This window comes from Burkholderia sp. Ax-1720 (assembly GCF_011753035.1).
GTDB classification, from domain to species: domain Bacteria; phylum Pseudomonadota; class Gammaproteobacteria; order Burkholderiales; family Burkholderiaceae; genus Burkholderia; species Burkholderia gladioli.
Genome location: NZ_VWWK01000031.1, coordinates 31,839 through 47,833, shown reverse-complemented (window position 1 = coordinate 47,833; position 15,995 = coordinate 31,839). Strand labels below are relative to the sequence as shown.

The following is a 15,995-nucleotide window of genomic DNA, read 5'->3' as shown; positions in this document are numbered from 1 at the left end:
GGCGCCCGGCAGCGGGCGGCGCCAGGGCCGCCCGCGCGCCGGCTTCGGTGTTAGACGCGCGCTCCGACGCCGACGGCCACCGACGACCACTTGCGGCCGTATGCCATCATCATCAGGAAGCTCAGGATGAAGCTCAGGCCGCCGATCATCAGCAGTCCCAACTCACCGACCACCGGCAGCAGGTTGGTCAGGAAGCCCGTCACCACCCAGGCGATCGCCATCACGGAACCCGCGACGCCGAGCGCCCAGCCCTGCCGCTCGACCGCCACCGCGTCCGAGTAGGCGGTGTACATGGTGGTGTAGGCCACCATGTCGAAGCAGCCGACCACCATGCCTAGCCCCCAGAGCATGCCCTCGTGCGGCAGCAGGGCCGACAGCACCTGGCCGATGCCGGCGATCAGCAGGCCGAGCTTGGCGATGTCCACCACGCTCCAGACCTTCAGCATCAGGCGCACGATCACCATCAGGCCGAACACGAAGCAGATGCCGATCAGGCCGCTGAACAGGCCGAGCTGCGAGCTGGTGTAGCCGAAGCGGGTCTGCAGCACCAGCATGATGGTCTGCAGGTAGAGGCCGTAGCCGACCTGCATCAGGAAGAACACGATCGACAGGAAGGCGACGCGATGATGGCGGCCGGCCTCGTAGATGATGCGCAGCGGCAGCAGGATGTCGACGTGGGTCTTGCCCTTGGGCGGGTTCGCGTCGCGATAGGTCCAGAAGGTCCACAGGCCGCAGAACACCGACAGCGCGGCAACCAGCAGGAACGGCGTGCCGTAGTTGAAGATCGGCAGGATCGTGCGGTCCGAGGTGATGCCGCCCAGCACCGGGCCGACGATCACACCGGCGCTGAAGGCCATCGACATGATGCTCATGTTGTAGGCCTTGGTTTCCGGCGTGCTGACGTCGGTGATGGCCGCCTGCGCGATGCCCTGGCAGCCCGCCATCAGCCCGCTCAGACCGCGCCCGACCAGCAGCAGCGCGATGCTCGGCAGCAGCGCGCCGAGCGCCATCAGCAGGTAGCTCAGCGCCAGGCCGAAGATGCAGAGCAGCAGGATCCTGCGGCGCCCGTAGCCGTCCGACAGCTCGCCCATCAGCGAGGAGCCGAAGAACATGAAGAACGGATAGACGCCGTAGCCAAGCCCGAGGTAGAAGTTGCGCAGCGAGACGCTGGTGCCGGCGCCGATGATGCCCGAATGCGGATCGGAGAAGATCGCCGCCATGATCGGGTAGACCAGGCCGAAGCCCATGGCGTCGATCGCGATCGCCAGCAGGCAGGGGCCCAGCAGCTTGAGATTCAGTTTGGACATGAAATGGCCTCGAACGAAGTGAAGTTGCCGCTTACGTTAATCGAGGGGGAAAACCCGGAGTAGAGCCGCGTTTTCAATTTCAGCTATCAGAGAAGCTGATCAGTCCATTTCGTGAAACGCCGAAACCCGCGCCAGTTGCGACTTTACGCCTGGCGAGGCAAGGCCGGGAGAAGTGCCCGCGCCGCCGAATCAGCCCGCATGATCGATGAAATCCGTGACGAACGTGCGGCGCGCGGCTGCTTTGGCGGCGCATTCGATGCGCGCGCATCGAGATGGCTCGCGCGGCACGAACCGGCAAACGATGGGGGACCGCGCGGACAGCGGCAGGCAAGCGGCGCGTGCCGATTCTGGACGTGGAGGGGGGAGCGTGGGAGGGGAGACGCGGGAAGGAAAGGCAGCGCGAAGCCGGCGGCGCCGGCCTCGCGTGCCGCTCAGGCCTCGAGCGACGGCGTGGTGGTGCGGATGCGCACCGAGTCGGGCAGGTGCTCCTCGAGCAGGCTCACCACGATCTGCGTCTTGGTGGGCACCGGCCGCGTGACCGGCAACAGCGCATGCAGGTCGAAACCCGGCACCGTGTAGTTGGGCAGCAGCTTGACCAGCCGGCCGGCCTTCAAGGCATCGGCGCAGACGATCTCCTGCAGCACGCCGATTCCGCAACCGTTCATCAGCAACTGATAAACCGGCCCCCAGTGGCTGACCGTGGTGACGATGTTGATCGGCGTGGCGCGTGCCGCCTTGGGCGAGTTCACCAGCCGCAGTTGCCCGTCCGAGAACAGGCCCGCGACGCGGATGAACGGATGCCGAACCAGGTCGGTCGGATCCTCGGGACAACCGTGCGCGGCCAGGTACTCCGGCGAGGCGACCAGCACGCGGCGGATATGCCCGAGCCGGCGCGCCACGAAATTGCCGTCGCCGATCTGGCCCAGGCGCAGCGAGATGTCCACGCCCTCGGTCACCGGATCGGTCAGCTCGTCGTTGAGGATCATGTCGATATAGAGCTGCGGGTTCTGCTCGCGGATGATCGCGACGATCTTGGGTAGTACCGCATCGCCGAGCCCGTGGGGCGCCGCGATGCGGATCCGCCCGCGCACGATCTTGTTACCGAGCGTGACCACCGCGCGCGCCTCGTCGGCCGCATCGAGCACCACCTTGCTCTTCTGGTAGAACAAGGAGCCCTCGTCCGTGCACGAGACCGCACGCGTGCTGCGCAGCAGCAGGCGCACGCCGAGGTGCTGCTCGAGGCGTTCGATCCGGTCGCTGACGGCGGGCTGCCCCAGGCCCAGGTCCTTGGCGGCCCGCGACAGGTTTCCACGCTCCACGACTCGCACAAAAATTCGCATTGCGGCTAACAGATCCATGCATTCCTCGTCATTGCGGGGCGTGAGTGATTTCGGAAGCAAAACCAATGGCAATGCACCAGGGCAGTGCCACTTCTTCTCGTCGATTAATCATTAATTCATTTTGTTATTCGATGCCACCGATTCCGAAAATACCTTGTCGATTTTTCCGTTCGATTTTCCGAAACCTCGTCTCATGCAACAATCCGTCCAATCGGTGCGATTATCGCATCTTCTCCAGGCGGCGCGAGGATCGCCCGGAATCCCTGGTGGGGTGGCGCTCTCCTCCGTGCCGGCCCTCCGTGCCGGCCCTCCGCCGCGCCAAACGCGGCATCGCGATTGCACGGCAAAAGATCGGGTTTGTCAATAAATCGAAGCAGCATTTTATTTGCAAAAAATCGGCATCCACGTCTCCATCCATCCTTATTTGGTGAAATGCAATTCCAGACCCGCCGCGGACAGCTCGAAATTTCCGCCAATAATCCAAAACGGAAAGCATTGCCTGCCGCCGATCAATCTTCCTTAACCGGACAGGACAAATTCCACCAATTCTTACGAATTACTTTCGAACCGCTCGTTAATCCATCGATCGATAAATCGAATCCAGGCATCGCCCGATCGTCCGACGAATCGGCGCGGCCCGCGCCGGCCACGGCGGCTGACAAACCGAAAGCTGCCATGCGCCAGGCATTGCCGTTCCCACTGAATCCTCCGGACAACTTCATAAATGGGCGATTTCGGCCGGACTAGACTGTCCGCACCGGATACCCGGTCAACATCCCCCCGAGAACGCCGGCGCATCGACGCCGGCACCGGGCGGCGGCCCCGGCCGCCGATTCCTATCAGACAGGAGACATGCATGATCATCTACGGAACCGCCCTGCTCGCGTTCTGCCATCTCGCCGGCCTGTTCCTCGGCGACCTGCTGGGCGCCGCGATCGGCGTCAAGACCAATGTCGGCGGCGTCGGCATCGCGATGCTGCTGCTCATCGCGCTGCGCATCTGGCTGCACCGGCGCGGCTGGCTGCCCAGGGAGTCCGAGGCCGGCGTGACCTTCTGGGGCGCCATGTACATCCCGGTGGTGGTGGCGATGGCGGCCAACCAGAACGTGGTGGCGGCGCTCAAGGGCGGCCCGGTGGCGCTGCTGGCCGCGCTCGGCGCGGTGGCGATCTGCGCCTGCTGCATCGCGGTGCTCTCGCGCCTGGGCAACGACGACTCGGCACTCGTGCCGGCCAAGCAATAAGCGGAGGCCGGGATGCTTGCCATGCTCGAGAAAGTTCTCTCGCACAACGGCCTGGTGGCCGCCTTCGCGCTGGTCGGGATCGTGATGTGGATCTCGATGATGCTGTCGAAGACGCTCACGCGCGGCCGCGTGCACGGCTCCGCCTTCGCGATCCTGATCGGCCTCGCGCTGGCCTGGGTGGGCGGCACGCTCACCCACGGCGAGAAGGGCATCGCCGACGTGCCGCTGTTCGCCGGCATCGGCGTGATGGGCGGCGCGATGCTGCGCGACTTCGCGATCGTCGCCACCGCCTTCGAGGTGCAGGCCAGCGAGGCGCGCCGCGCCGGCATGATCGGCGTGGTCTCGCTGCTGCTGGGCACGGTGCTGCCCTTCATCGTCGGCGCGCTGGTGGCGCGTGCCTTCGGTTATACCGACGCGGTCAGCATGACCACCATCGGCGCGGGCGCCGTCACCTACATCGTCGGCCCGGTGACGGGCGCGGCGATCGGCGCGAGCTCGGACGTGATCGCGCTGAGCATCGCCACCGGGCTGGTCAAGGCCATCATCGTGATGGTCGGCACGCCGCTCGCGGCCGGCTTCCTCGGCCTGCGCACGCCGCGCTCGGCGATGATCTTCGGCGGCCTGGCCGGCACCGTGAGCGGCGTGACGGCCGGGCTGGCCGCCACCGACCGGCGGCTGGTGCCCTACGGCGCGCTGATCTCGACCTTCCACACCGGCGTCGGCTGCCTGCTCGGGCCCTCGGTGCTGTTCTTCGCCACCCGGGCCATCGTCGGCGGTTGAACGAGACGGGCGCGGCCGGCGGCACCCCGGTGCCGCGCCGGCCGCGCCCGCGTCCACCTCGCCCCTGCCCGCGAGCCTGCCCTTCCTTGCACCGGCACCGCGTCATGCGCCATCCCATTCCCCTCCAGGGCCCGCTGCCCGAACACGAGCGGCGCGCGCTGCAACTCAGGCATCATCTCGCGCTCGCCAGGCTGCTCGGCCGCTGCCACGACCCGGCGCCGCTCGGGGTGCTGGCCAACGTGATCCGGCTCGCGCAGGCGCTGCGCGGCATCGCCTCGATGCCCTCGCTCGCCGCCTGCTGCCGGCGCGCCGACCTCGCCCTGCAAGGCAGCTTCGCGCGCGGCGCGCCCTACCGGCTCGACCGGGCCGCGCGCGATGCGCTGGAGCCGCTGCTCGCGCTGCACGACGCGCAACTGGCCGCCGTCACGGTCGGCGCCTACCTCGGCGCCTGGCGTGACATGCGTGAGGCGCAATCGGTCATTCCGTATTCTCAATCGATAAACCGTGACACGCCGATCGACATTCATGCGCGACACCTTAATCGGCGATGCGATTTGATATCCGCCACCTTAAATGGGCGGCGCAATTAATATCCGAAATCCGGATTCGAATAGATACAGATCCGTATCATCGTTGCCGCGATACGACGGTCCGGCATTCGACTTGCCAAGTCGATTGAAAAACACCTGAAAAACAATGCGATTGCCCGATCGGCACTCGTTCGCATTTACCACACAATATCCGGCTCGAATTCGACGACTCGTTCGCCGGCGCCCGGAATCCCTGCCCAGGCGCAGGCTGGGCAGGCTTTTCCCGCCACACGTCCAGATCCTCGGCCCGGTCGATACAAGAAAAATGTCACCTGCCCGATAAGCCGACTGTGTACCATTCAAAAAGATACACACCAAGATACACACCATAAGCCGGCGCAATTCCAGGTGAATCGCGCGATTCCGGCCGACCGCATTGGCGTCCCTGTTTTTCCGGCGAGGCAGTACCGCGTGGGCCGGACGGATTTCCCTTTGGGGGTGAAATCCGGCGCCAGCATTTCGATAATAAGCAACGGGTGATGACAAGATCACGATGAGCACGACTTCCGAGGGTTTGAGCTATCGGTTCTCGACGTCCTATGCGCCGGCGCGCGAGCGTTTCGACGCCTGGCGCGCCGACACCGGTGCGCTGTTCGACATCGGCCTGCTCGAGGACGAGCATGTCCCCTACGATTCGCAGTTCGATTTCACGCTGCTCGACCAGATCATGTTCGGCGGCCGCCAATGGCTGCATCCCGAGCATCGCGTCGAGCACGCGATGAGCCGTTCCGCGCAGCGGATCCGCTCGGACGGGCTCGACGGCTACTATCTGCAACTGCAGATCAGCGAGACGCTGTCCGGCTCGGCCGGCCGCGACCCGGTGCTGATCGGCCCCGGCGACATGTGCGTGCTCGACCTGGCCACGCCCTTCGACCTCAAGGTCAGCACCGGCGACACGATCTGCATGGTGATCCCGCGCGACTTGCTGCCGGCGGGCGCGGCGGCGCTGCACGGCCGCTCGCTGTCGCACGGCATGGGCTCGATGCTGGCCGACTACCTGCGCTCGCTGCGCCGGAACATGTCGGTGGTCTCGGCCGGCGAGATGCCCTATGCGGTACAGGCCACCAAGAACATGCTGCTGGCCTGCCTGGCGCCGACGCTCGACACGCTCAAGCAGGCCGAGACCGAGCTCGACGCGATGTTCGTGAACCGTGTGCGCGACTACATCGAGCAGCACCTGCTCTCGCCCGACCTGAGCCCGGACCGCATCTGCAAGGCGATGGGCATCTCGCGCTCGAAGCTCTACCGGCTGTTCGAGCCGACCGGCGGCGTGGCGCGGCTGATCCAGCACAAGCGCCTGCATCGCGCGCGCAACCTGCTGATCGACCCGACCGCGAAACGCATGCGGATCTCCGAGGTGGCGTGGCGGCACGGCTTCGTCAACGAGAAGCACTTCAGCCGCCTGTTCAAGGAGAAGTTCGGCTGCACGCCGAGCGAGGTGGCCGCGCGCGAATTCCGCCGCGAATCCGAGTACGCGCATGCCTCGCCGGAGCAGTCGGCCGCCTCGACCAACTTCAGCGACTGGATGCGCTCCTTCGTGTCGCTGTAGGCCGGGGCCGGCGGCCCGCGTTCAGCGCACGGCCGCCGCCAGCGCCTGCCGCAGGTCGTCGATCAGGTCGGCCTCGTCCTCCAGGCCCACCGACAGACGCACCAGGCCATCGCCAATCAGATGGTGCCGGCGCTCTTCCTCGCTGTAGGTCGAATGGGTCATGCTGGCGGGATGCTGCGCGAGGCTCTCGGCATCGCCCAGGCTGACCGCGCGCGTCACCAGTCGCAGCGCATCGATGAAACGCCGCCCCGCCTCGACGCCGCCATCGAGATCGAAGGCCATCATGCCGCCCGGCTGGGACATCTGGCGCATCGCCAACGCGTGCTGCGGATGCGATTCGAGGCCGGGATAGTAGACCGCTTCCACCTGTGGGCAGGCAGCCAGGAATTCGGCGATCCGGCGCGCGCTGCGGCAGTGCCGATCCATGCGCACCGGCAGGGTCTTGAGCCCGCGCAGCACCAGGAAGGCATCCATCGGCGACAGGCAGGCGCCGGTCAGCTCCTTGAGGCCGACCATGCGCATGCGGCCCATCAGTTCGGCGCCGCCGATCATTGCGCCGGCGATCACGTCGCCATGGCCATTCATGTACTTGGTCAGCGAGTGCAGCACCACGTCCGCGCCCAAGTCCAGCGGCCGCTGCAGATACGGCGTGCAATAGGTGCTGTCCACCGCCACCAGTGCCTCGCTGCGCGCATGCACCAAGGCGCTCACCGCCTCGATGTCCACCAGCCGCATGTTCGGATTGGCCGGCGTCTCGAACAGCACCAGCCGGGTGCGCGGATTCAGGTGCTCCAGCAGGTTCTCGGGCCGGCTCAGGTCCACCGCGCGCGTCACGATGCCGAATTCCGGCAGCAGGTGATTGGCCAGCGCATGGGTGCAGCCATAGAGCGTGAGGTCGACCACCAGCTCGTCGCCGGGGCGCAGCAGGGTCCAGATCAGAGTGCAGATGGCCCCCATGCCCGAGCCGAAGGCCAGCGCGGCCTCGCCGCCCTCCAGCGCCGCCAGCCGCTCCTCCAGCAGTTGCACGGTCGGATTGGTCACCCGCGTGTAGATCATGCCCGGCTCCTCGCCGGCGAAACGCGCCGCGCCTTGCGCGGCACTCTCGAACGCAAAGGTGGAGGACCAGTAGATCGGCGGGTTGAGCGCGCCGTGATGGCTCGTCGGCTGGTAGCCGGTGTGGATGGCGCGGGTGGAAAAAGACGGTGAAGCGATCTTCATGACGATGACCTCGGCTGATGGGAAGTGGGTCCAGCGCATGAAATTCTGCTTCGCAGTCCTGGAAATTTTTTTATAAAAATGACCTTGATTTGGCGTATCGCGGTTATATTCTTACCCACCTTTTCGAACCGGATTTGCCATGGACAAGCGCGACAGCCTGATCCTCCGCACCTTGCAGGACGACGGCCGCACCACCAACGCGGCGCTCGCCAAGCAGCTGCATATCGCGGAAGCGCCGACCTGGCGACGCGTCAAGGCGCTCGAGGAGGCGGGGCTGATCGCCGGCTACCAGGCGGTGCTGAACCAGCAGGCGCTCGGCTACGAGGTCACGGCCTTCGTGCAGATGCGCTTCTCCAGTCATCTGCCGAAGCTGCAGGCGGCGTTCGAGGAAGAGGTGCTGCTGATTCCGGAAGTGGTCTGGTGCCACAACGTGTCGGGCAGCACCGATTTCCTGCTTTGCGTGGTGGCGCGCAATCTTCAGGAGTACGGCCAATTCGTGAGCACGCGGCTGCGCATGCTGCCCGGCGTCACCGCGATCGAATCGTCGTTCTCGCTCAAGGCCGTGAAGAGCGGCTGGAAGCTGCCGGTGGACTGAGCCCGCGGCGGCCGCGCCGCTCGCCGCGCGGCCGCGAGGTCTGCCTCATGGCGCGCCGATAGCGTCCCGCACCGACACCGCGCCGCTCTGCACCGCCTTGACATCGGCGGCGCCGAGGCAATTTCCCGCGATGCCCCAGTCCCCGCCCTTCACCTCCTCGAAAATCACCCAGGTGATGGGACGCATCCTCTCTCCCTCGATGTCGACCAGTACATCGGTCACCTTCCTGATGGCAAGCTGCTTCTGTTCCTCGCTGAATACGCCTTCGATTCCCTTGATCGTGACGAGCGGCATGATTTCCTCCTTGGATCCTTCGAAATGACTCGTAGAGCCGGACTTGCTGCCCAGGGCGGAAGGTCGTGACGGTATCGACGGTCATCCCGCCCTGGGCAGCGGCTCGAGTTTGCGGCGCCGCGCGTGAAATTTGATTTCGTTTTCCCACGGCAAATCGGGAGGAAAGGAAGGATTCTTACCTGGGACGGGGAAGGCGTCTTTCTGGAGAGAAATAAAGAAACGCGGCCGTCGAAGGACGGCCGCGCTCGCGGTGCTGCCTGCGATGGCTCGCACGCTCAGTTCTGCGTCAGCGGATCCAGTGTGGTGCAGAGGAAACCAGCGCAATTCGAGGGCTGGAAGTAGATCGACGTCGTCATGGTGGCGCTCGACGCCAGGTCGCCGTAATACCCATACCCCTGCGCGCCTCGCGCATTGGCCTGCGCGACGAAACCGGCGCTCGTCAGCCCCATCGTGGGTTGCTCGTCCGTCTTCTCGTAGCGGAAGCTCGATGCCTGGGTCAGATCCTTCATATAGACCGTCACGGTTTCGGTACCGAAGAAATACGGGCTTCTCGCGCGGTATCCCTGCGCCCCTTCGTCGTTTTCCTGTGCGAGCACATCGACAGGCCAAGAAGCGAATGGCAAGGCGTGATAGCCATAAACGGCATTCGAGGCGCTGTTCTTCATGTACAGGATCGCCATGTTCGAGTCGACCACCAGCGTCGATACGAAGCCATAACCCGATTGTCCCTGCGTATTGGCCTGAACGAGGAATTCGTCGGTACTCGCTACGCGCGGCAGGATCTGGTACGCGTAGGTGGCCGACGAATCGTCCTTGCGGTAGAGCGTGCCATAGTTGATGGCATTGTCGTAGCGATAACCACGCGCGCCTTGCGCATTCAACTGAGCGAGCAGACCGGCCTGATCCGAAACCGCGCTCTGCAATTCGTAGGTATAGACCGAACTGGAGCCGTCGTTGACAAACAGCAGGCGAGTCTTGTTGCCGCTGTCGCCAAGGAACGATTGGCTGCCGAGATAGCGAAAACCCTTCGCACCCTGACTGTTGACGAGCGTGAGGAAACTCGCCTTGTCCAGTTGGAACGGAAATGCGGCAAAGCGCGGCGTGAGCACGGCCCCGTTGCCGACTGCCTCGGCCTTCGTGGCGACGTTGCCGCTCGTTCTCGCCACGGCATCGCCGATTTTCGACGCATCGGCGAACGACGCTGCGCCCAGCGGCGTGGATGCGCCATCGCCATCCCCTCCGCAAGCGGACAGGGTGGTGCATGCGAGCGCGAGTAGCGCCGCGGTTTTTCTCATGATGGTCTCTCAGGTTTGGCGAGCCGAAATTGTAATGAAAATGAAACGGCCCGTCATGACATCGACGGGCCGTGAAGCGGTCGCCTGCAAGGCCGCGCCTCGAAGAGGCGCTGGCCGGCCGACGCTCAGTTCTGGATCAGCGGATTGAGCGTGGTGCAGAGGAAGCCCGTGCAGTTCGCCGGCTTGAAGTAGAACGAACTGACCGCCGTGCCGAAGGCGAGATCGCCGAAATAGGCATTGCCCTGCGTGCCCAGCGTGTTCGACTGCGTGACGAAGCCGCTGTTGGTGGTCTGCACGGCCGCGCTCTGGTACGTGAAGGTCGGCGATTGCGTCTGGTCCTTCACGTAGACCGTGGCCGAGGCGCTGCCGAACACCTGCGTGCCCTTGGCGCGGAAACCGCGCGCGCCCTCGCTGTTGGCCTGCGTGACGAAATCCGCGGCCGACGCGCTCGGTGCCACCGCCTCGTAGGTGTAGGTCGCGTTCGAGGCATTGTTCTTCATGTACAGCGTCACCTCGGTGGAATCGAGGAACAGCGGCGAGACCTGCCAGTAACCCGATTGCCCCTGCCCGTTGGCCTGCGTGACGAAGTCGGCCGGGCTGCCGACTGCCGGCGCGAGCTGGTAGCTGTAGGTCGCCGACGTGCCGTCGCTGCGATACAGGTTGCCGAATCCCAGCTCGCCTTCGTAGCGGAAGCCGCGCGCGCCTTCCGCGTTCACCTGCGTGAGGAAGGCCGCCTGGCCCGACTGCGCGCTCTGCAACTCGTAGGTATAGACCGCGCCCGCGCCGTCGTTGACGAAGATCGAGCGGATCGTGCTGTCGCCCGCGAACGACAGGTCGGCGAGATAGTGGAAGCCCTTGGCGCCCTCGCCATTGACCAGCGTGAGGAAGCTGGCGCCGTCGGCGGCCGTCGCGATCGCCTCGAAGCGCGGCGTGAGCGTGCTGCCGGTTCCGCTGGTGCCGCTGGTTCCGCCGCTGGTGCCGCTGCTGCCGCCGGTGCCGCTGGTCGAACCGCCGCCGCCCGACGAGGAGCCGGCGGAGCTGGAGGAACCCGCCGAAGCGGACGAGACATCGTCGTCCCCGCCGCAGGCGGTCAGGGCGAGACAGGCGAGCGCGATCAGCGCGGCGGCTTTTTTCATGGCGACCTCGGGAAGCGAATCAAAGGGAAGACGACGCGAAGGGCGCGGCCCGCCTGACGCGGCGCGGGCCGCGCAGCGGCCGGCGGCCGCCGCGTCGAAGCAGCTTGCTTAGTTGACCTTCAGCGTACCGCCGCGGCCCAGGCCGCCGCTGACGTCCTGCGCCTTGTAGCTGCGCAGTGCCACCACCATCTTGTTCCAGGCGTCGATGAAGGCGACCACGGTGGCCTTGCCTTCCGGCGTCGACGAGAAACCGCCGAGCGCGCCGCCCACGCCACCGCCGAAGCCGCCCAGCGCGGCGCCCCAGTTGGTGGCCGTCGAGCTGCCTTCGGCCGCCGCGATCTGCACGGCCGAGCGCACGTCGAACAGCGTGAGCGTGACCACCGAGGCCTTGCTCTTGAGGCTGCCGGCCAGCGCCGAGATCGCGCCGTTGCCGATCAGCCCGCCGATCGCGCCGCCGATGCCCCCGATCGCCGAATCGTTGACCACGATGGTCGGCTCCATGTAGTAGTCGGCCGCCACGCGCTGGCCCTTCTGCTGCTTCGAGCCGGCGCGGTATTCGCCGGAGCTGCGCTGCAGCGCGGTGATGCGCTGCAGGCGCGCGTCGGTCTTCTGGTTGCCGACCGAGGTGATCACGAAGCAGTTCGATTGCTGGACCGCCAGGCGCAGCAGCGGATCGATGCTGGTGACCTTGGTGGCGCTGCCGAACGGGCCGAACCAGTCCGCGTTGCGGCCGTCGTCGACGGCGATCGTGCCGAGCGGCTGCGCGCAGTGCTCGAGCTTGGTGTCGGCGCCCGCGCTGGCCGCGCCGCCCGCGGCGCCGCTCACGCCGATGTCCTGGCCGCCCGGCGTCACCATGCCGCCGCATGCGGCGAGCGAGGAGACGATGGCGGCGGCCGCCGCGATCCTGGTGATGGGATAGGTTTTCATATCGTTGTCGAATCAAGTGAGACGATGTACGGCTTACACGTCGGTGCGAACCTAGATAAGCCCCCCGGCATGGTTCGCGAAAGGATTGGTCTCCCCGTCGCGGCCCCCCATGCTTCGGAATTCGTCAGTACCAGTACCAGGTGGTCTGTTGCCAGGTGCCGTAGTACGGATAGCCCGAATTCCAATAGCCGTAATAGACGTCACGCCAGCGCGTGCGCCACTTGAAGTCTTCCTCGTCGGCCTTCTTCGCTTCGCGGGCCTGCTGCAGCAGCTTTTCTGATTCCTTATCGCCGCGGCCCACCGCGATCGACAGCCATTTTTCCGCTTCGCGCGGGTCCGGGCCCATCTCCTCGAGGCCGAACAGGTAGTAGGCGCCGAGCGCCTTCTGCGCGCGCAGGTCGCCGCGCTCGGCGGCGCTGCGCATCCAGTTGAGCGCCTGGTAGCTGTCCTGGCGCACGCCGTCGCCGCGGAAATAACGCAGGCCGAGATCGTAGGCGGCCTTCGGCTGCGCCTTCGCGCTCTCCTTGAGCGCCGCGATGCGAGGGTCCTCGCGATCGTTCACGCCGTCCTTGAATTCCGTGGTGACCTGGTTCTTCGGGCGATCGGAACAGCCCTGGCCGTCGCAGATACGGACCATGTCGCTGGGCTGGGGCTGCGCGCAGGCAGCCAGCAACAGCAAGGACAGCGACGGCACCAACAGACGGCACTTCATGACTCCCCCCGGCTCGAATCGAGTCGCATCGACTGCCGGTTTCCGACGCCCGCCCCGAGGCGGTGAAGCGCTCACGCGCCTCGCGGCGCGTGAGCCAAACGTTTCAACTTCGGCAGGCATGCGGCCCGCGGTTTCTCTCTATGCCGGAACGTCTCGCCCGCCAGCCTGGTTCTCATGATGTTTCGGCTCGCGAGCGCCGGCCTTCCGTGCCGGATTGGGTGAGCCATCGACAGACGATCCCCCCCAAGGGATTCCACGCGATTCGCCGCCATCGGGGGCGACGATAAATTTATGAGATTTCAGCGCGAGCCGTGTCTTTCCGGCTGTTCGTGAAGACGAATCCTAAATTCTCCAGCCGAAAAAACGAGTGCCTCGCCGTCCACGATTGGTTACTGTCCGTCTCATCGAAAATTCGACAGGAACTTTGTCGGTGTGAACCCTGCCCCGGTTTTGGGGCATCATGGCCTCGCCCGCGGCCGGCCGCGGGCGCCCAAACCGTCCTTTTCCGGAGACTCGCAGCATGCTGCATGCCCTTCAGCCGACCTTCGCGGCGCCGACATCCGCGCGCGCATCCCGTCGCGGCCTGGCGGCCGCCATGCTTGCGTGCGCATCCATCTTGTCGGCGATCGCGCCGGCGGCGACGGCTCAAACGCCAAGCACCGCTTCCGAGGTGACGGGTGCCTCGCTGGTGCCGCTCGCGGTGCTGCCGCCCTCGCCCGAGCACGATGCGCCGGCCGAGTTCTGCGCGCATTACCGCGAGCCCGCCGATGCGCTGTCGGCCGCCGGCCGCGAGGTCGAGAAGCTCGGCTGGTTCGTGATGTCCGAGGCACCGCTCGGCCCTTATCGCGCGGTGTCGTTCGCGAGCGGCTTCGAGCCCGGCACCAGCGCGATCTGCACGCCGCGCAACGCCAACATCGGCATCTTCGAGGGCACGCGCCTGATCGCGCTCGCCTATACCGCGCGCAAGGCCGACTGGCAGCTCGGCAGGCTCGATCCGCTGGAGACGGGCGGGCTGCTGGTCGGCGAGGGGCAAGGCGTCGGCGGCCCGGTCGCCGAATTGCATCAGCAGGACGAGGGGCTGCGCCTGACGGAAGTGGCCGCCTCGCGATCGTTCTGCCAAGGCCGCGCGAGCGTGCCCAAGGTATTCGGCAAGTCGATCGCCGAGGCGCGCAAGATCCTCATCGCACAGGGCTGGAAGCCGGTGCGTGCGAAGCGCGGCGACCCGCTCCACGACGTGGCGGCCGATCTCGCCAGGCACGGCGTGATCGAGGTGAACGACTGCTCGGGCACCGGCGTGGGTTATTGCAGCTACACCTATCGCAACGCCGTCGGCGTGCTGTCGGTGGTCACCGTCGGCGGCGATCCCGATCCGCGCAAGGACAACGTGGTCGGCGCCACCGCCCGCTGCCCGGCGAAATGACGAGCGCCGAACGCAGTCGATAGCACCGCCGGGGGCCGCCAAGACCGCGGCGCGGGGCTGTCGCGTCTCCGTAAGCTTGCTCTGGCAAACTGCAAGCCTCGGCGCAAGCGCCGGGGCCCGGCGCACGGATCCGCCGCGCGCTCGTTTTCCTTATCGACTCCCGCTCTCCCGACATGACGCGTTCTGTTTCCCAATCGGCCCTGCTATGGATCGTGGCCGGTGGTTTCTTCATGCAGGCGCTCGACACCACCATCGTCAATACCGCCCTGCCCTCGATCGCGCATGCCTTCGGCGAGGACACGCTCTCGATGCGCTCGATCGTGGTGGCCTACACGCTCACCATGGCGATGCTCACGCCCGCCTCGGGCTGGCTGGCCGACCGCTACGGCACGCGCTCGGTCTATTTCGCGGCGATCCTGGTGTTCGCGATCGGCTCGCTGGCCTGCGCCGGCTCGCATACCTCGACGCAGCTGGTGGTGGCGCGCGTGGTGCAGGGCGTGGGCGGCTCGATGCTGCTGCCGATCGGCCGGCTCGCGGTGCTGCGCAGCGTGCCCGGCGAAGCCTACGTGGGCGCGCTGGCCTTCATCTCGATCGCCGGCCAGGTCGGGCCGATCGTCGGCCCCACGCTGGGCGGCTGGTTCGCGCAGGCGCTGTCGTGGCGCTGGATCTTCTTCGTCAACGTGCCGATCGCGGCGGTCGGCCTGCTCGCGGTGCAGCGCTACCTGCCCGCCGACCGGCTCGACGAGCGGCAGCCCTTCGACCTGATCGGCTGCACCCTGCTGTCGCTGGCGATGCTCGGCAGCTCGCTGGCGCTCGACATGCCGGGCGCCGCCTCGCACGTGGGCTGGATCGTGCTGGCCGCGCTCGGTTCGGCGCTCGCGGTGCTGGCCTATGTCGCGCATGCGCGCCGCCGCGAGCAGCCGCTGTTCCGGCTCGGCCTGTTCGAGCGCCGCTTCAGCGTCGGCCTGATCGGCAACCTGGTGTGCCGGATCGGCAGCAGCGCGGTGCCCTTCCTGCTGCCGCTGCAGATGCAGCTCGGCTTCGGCTACTCGCCGCTGCACGCGGGGCTGGTGATGCTGCCGGCCGCCGTCGCCGGCGTGATCACCAAGCGCATGATCGCGCCGCTGGTCAGGCGCTACGGCTACGTGCCCTTCCTGAAGGTCAACACGCTGGTGGTGGGCATCTCGATCCTCGGCTTCGCCACGCTCTCGCCGCACACGCCGTTGCTGCTCGACCTCGCGCTGATGGCCTCGTTCGGCGGCGCCACCTCGATGCAGTTCGCGGCCATGAACAGCGTCACCCTCAAGGATCTGTCCCATCGCGACGCGAGCAGCGGCAACAGCCTGTTCTCGATGGTGCAGATGCTGGCCACCGGCCTGGGCGTGTCGATCGGCGGCGGCTTCGCCAGCCTGCTGAGCGCGCACGGCAGTTCGACCTTGTTCGGCATCCAGATGAGTTTCCTGCTGGTCGGCGCGATCACGGTGCTGTCGACCTTCGTGTTCGGCAAGCTGGAAAGCAAGCCCGCCGTCGCCGGCACGCGCGGCAGCCACTGAGCGGCGAGTCGCGGCAGCCCGGCCACCGCGCGGCTCGCC

The 15,995-nt window shown here is 66.4% G+C and carries 16 protein-coding genes; 8 read left to right on the top strand and 8 right to left on the bottom strand.

Annotated elements, in window-relative coordinates:
- Nucleotides 1–50 precede the first annotated feature (50 nt).
- Both F3J18_RS12635 and F3J18_RS12630 read right to left on the bottom strand, forming a co-directional pair.
- Entirely contained in the window at nt 51–1,307 is a 1,257-nt protein-coding gene (locus tag F3J18_RS12635) for an MFS transporter (RefSeq protein ID WP_166912983.1), read from the bottom strand.
- 431 nt (nt 1,308–1,738) lie between these two features.
- Nucleotides 1,739–2,665, bottom strand: a complete 927-nt coding sequence (locus F3J18_RS12630; protein WP_036034437.1) for a LysR family transcriptional regulator — start codon at nt 2,663–2,665, stop codon at nt 1,739–1,741.
- 414 nt (nt 2,666–3,079) lie between these two features.
- On the opposite strand from F3J18_RS12630, the gene F3J18_RS12625 reads away from it, so the two are divergent.
- The 5 genes from F3J18_RS12625 (at nt 3,080) to F3J18_RS12605 (ending at nt 6,806) form a co-directional block, all read left to right on the top strand.
- Nucleotides 3,080–3,394, top strand: a complete 315-nt coding sequence (locus F3J18_RS12625; RefSeq protein ID WP_166912982.1) for a hypothetical protein — start codon at nt 3,080–3,082, stop codon at nt 3,392–3,394.
- 109 nt (nt 3,395–3,503) lie between these two features.
- A complete protein-coding gene (gene madL, locus F3J18_RS12620) occupies nt 3,504–3,887 on the top strand; it encodes a malonate transporter subunit MadL (RefSeq protein WP_025102103.1) in 384 nt (127 codons plus the stop codon).
- Nucleotides 3,888–3,899: 12 nt separating this feature from the next.
- Complete coding sequence (madM, locus tag F3J18_RS12615) at nt 3,900–4,667, top strand: malonate transporter subunit MadM (RefSeq protein WP_013691178.1); 768 nt, start codon at nt 3,900–3,902, stop codon at nt 4,665–4,667.
- A gap of 86 nt (nt 4,668–4,753) precedes the next feature.
- A complete protein-coding gene (locus F3J18_RS12610) occupies nt 4,754–5,257 on the top strand; it encodes a hypothetical protein (protein ID WP_240156393.1) in 504 nt (167 codons plus the stop codon).
- A 493-nt stretch (nt 5,258–5,750) separates the two neighbouring features.
- A complete protein-coding gene (locus F3J18_RS12605; RefSeq protein ID WP_025100675.1) occupies nt 5,751–6,806 on the top strand; it encodes a helix-turn-helix domain-containing protein in 1,056 nt (351 codons plus the stop codon).
- 21 nt (nt 6,807–6,827) lie between these two features.
- Here the strand turns inward: F3J18_RS12605 and megL are convergent, their stop codons facing one another.
- On the bottom strand, nt 6,828–8,024 hold the full coding sequence (megL, locus tag F3J18_RS12600; RefSeq protein WP_025100674.1) for a methionine gamma-lyase: 1,197 nt from the start codon (nt 8,022–8,024) through the stop codon (nt 6,828–6,830).
- Between the two features lie 139 nt (nt 8,025–8,163).
- Between megL and F3J18_RS12595 the strand changes: the two genes are divergently transcribed.
- Nucleotides 8,164–8,619: an Lrp/AsnC family transcriptional regulator gene (locus tag F3J18_RS12595; protein ID WP_166912981.1), complete on the top strand. Its 456-nt coding sequence runs from the start codon at nt 8,164–8,166 to the stop codon at nt 8,617–8,619.
- A 45-nt stretch (nt 8,620–8,664) separates the two neighbouring features.
- On the opposite strand, the gene F3J18_RS12590 is transcribed toward F3J18_RS12595, so the two are convergent.
- The 5 genes from F3J18_RS12590 to F3J18_RS12570 all read right to left on the bottom strand — a co-directional run bounded on the left by F3J18_RS12590 (nt 8,665) and on the right by F3J18_RS12570 (nt 12,983).
- Nucleotides 8,665–8,913, bottom strand: a complete 249-nt coding sequence (locus tag F3J18_RS12590) for a 4-oxalocrotonate tautomerase family protein (RefSeq protein WP_025100672.1) — start codon at nt 8,911–8,913, stop codon at nt 8,665–8,667.
- 275 nt (nt 8,914–9,188) lie between these two features.
- Nucleotides 9,189–10,208 (bottom strand): hypothetical protein, encoded by a 1,020-nt coding sequence (locus F3J18_RS12585; RefSeq protein ID WP_166912980.1) that lies wholly within the window; start codon nt 10,206–10,208, stop codon nt 9,189–9,191.
- Between the two features lie 125 nt (nt 10,209–10,333).
- On the bottom strand, nt 10,334–11,344 hold the full coding sequence (locus F3J18_RS12580; protein WP_166912979.1) for a hypothetical protein: 1,011 nt from the start codon (nt 11,342–11,344) through the stop codon (nt 10,334–10,336).
- Nucleotides 11,345–11,452: 108 nt separating this feature from the next.
- A complete protein-coding gene (locus F3J18_RS12575; protein WP_025100670.1) occupies nt 11,453–12,271 on the bottom strand; it encodes a hypothetical protein in 819 nt (272 codons plus the stop codon).
- A 124-nt stretch (nt 12,272–12,395) separates the two neighbouring features.
- Nucleotides 12,396–12,983: an SEL1-like repeat protein gene (locus F3J18_RS12570; RefSeq protein ID WP_025100669.1), complete on the bottom strand. Its 588-nt coding sequence runs from the start codon at nt 12,981–12,983 to the stop codon at nt 12,396–12,398.
- Between the two features lie 520 nt (nt 12,984–13,503).
- Between F3J18_RS12570 and F3J18_RS12565 the strand changes: the two genes are divergently transcribed.
- Nucleotides 13,504–14,403, top strand: coding sequence for a hypothetical protein (locus F3J18_RS12565; protein WP_240154607.1), 900 nt, complete (start codon nt 13,504–13,506; stop codon nt 14,401–14,403).
- Nucleotides 14,404–14,576: 173 nt separating this feature from the next.
- The gene (locus tag F3J18_RS12560) at nt 14,577–15,956 is read left to right on the top strand and encodes a DHA2 family efflux MFS transporter permease subunit (RefSeq protein WP_025100667.1); all 1,380 of its coding nucleotides are present in this window, start codon (nt 14,577–14,579) and stop codon (nt 15,954–15,956) included.
- Nucleotides 15,957–15,995: the final 39 nt, after the last annotated feature.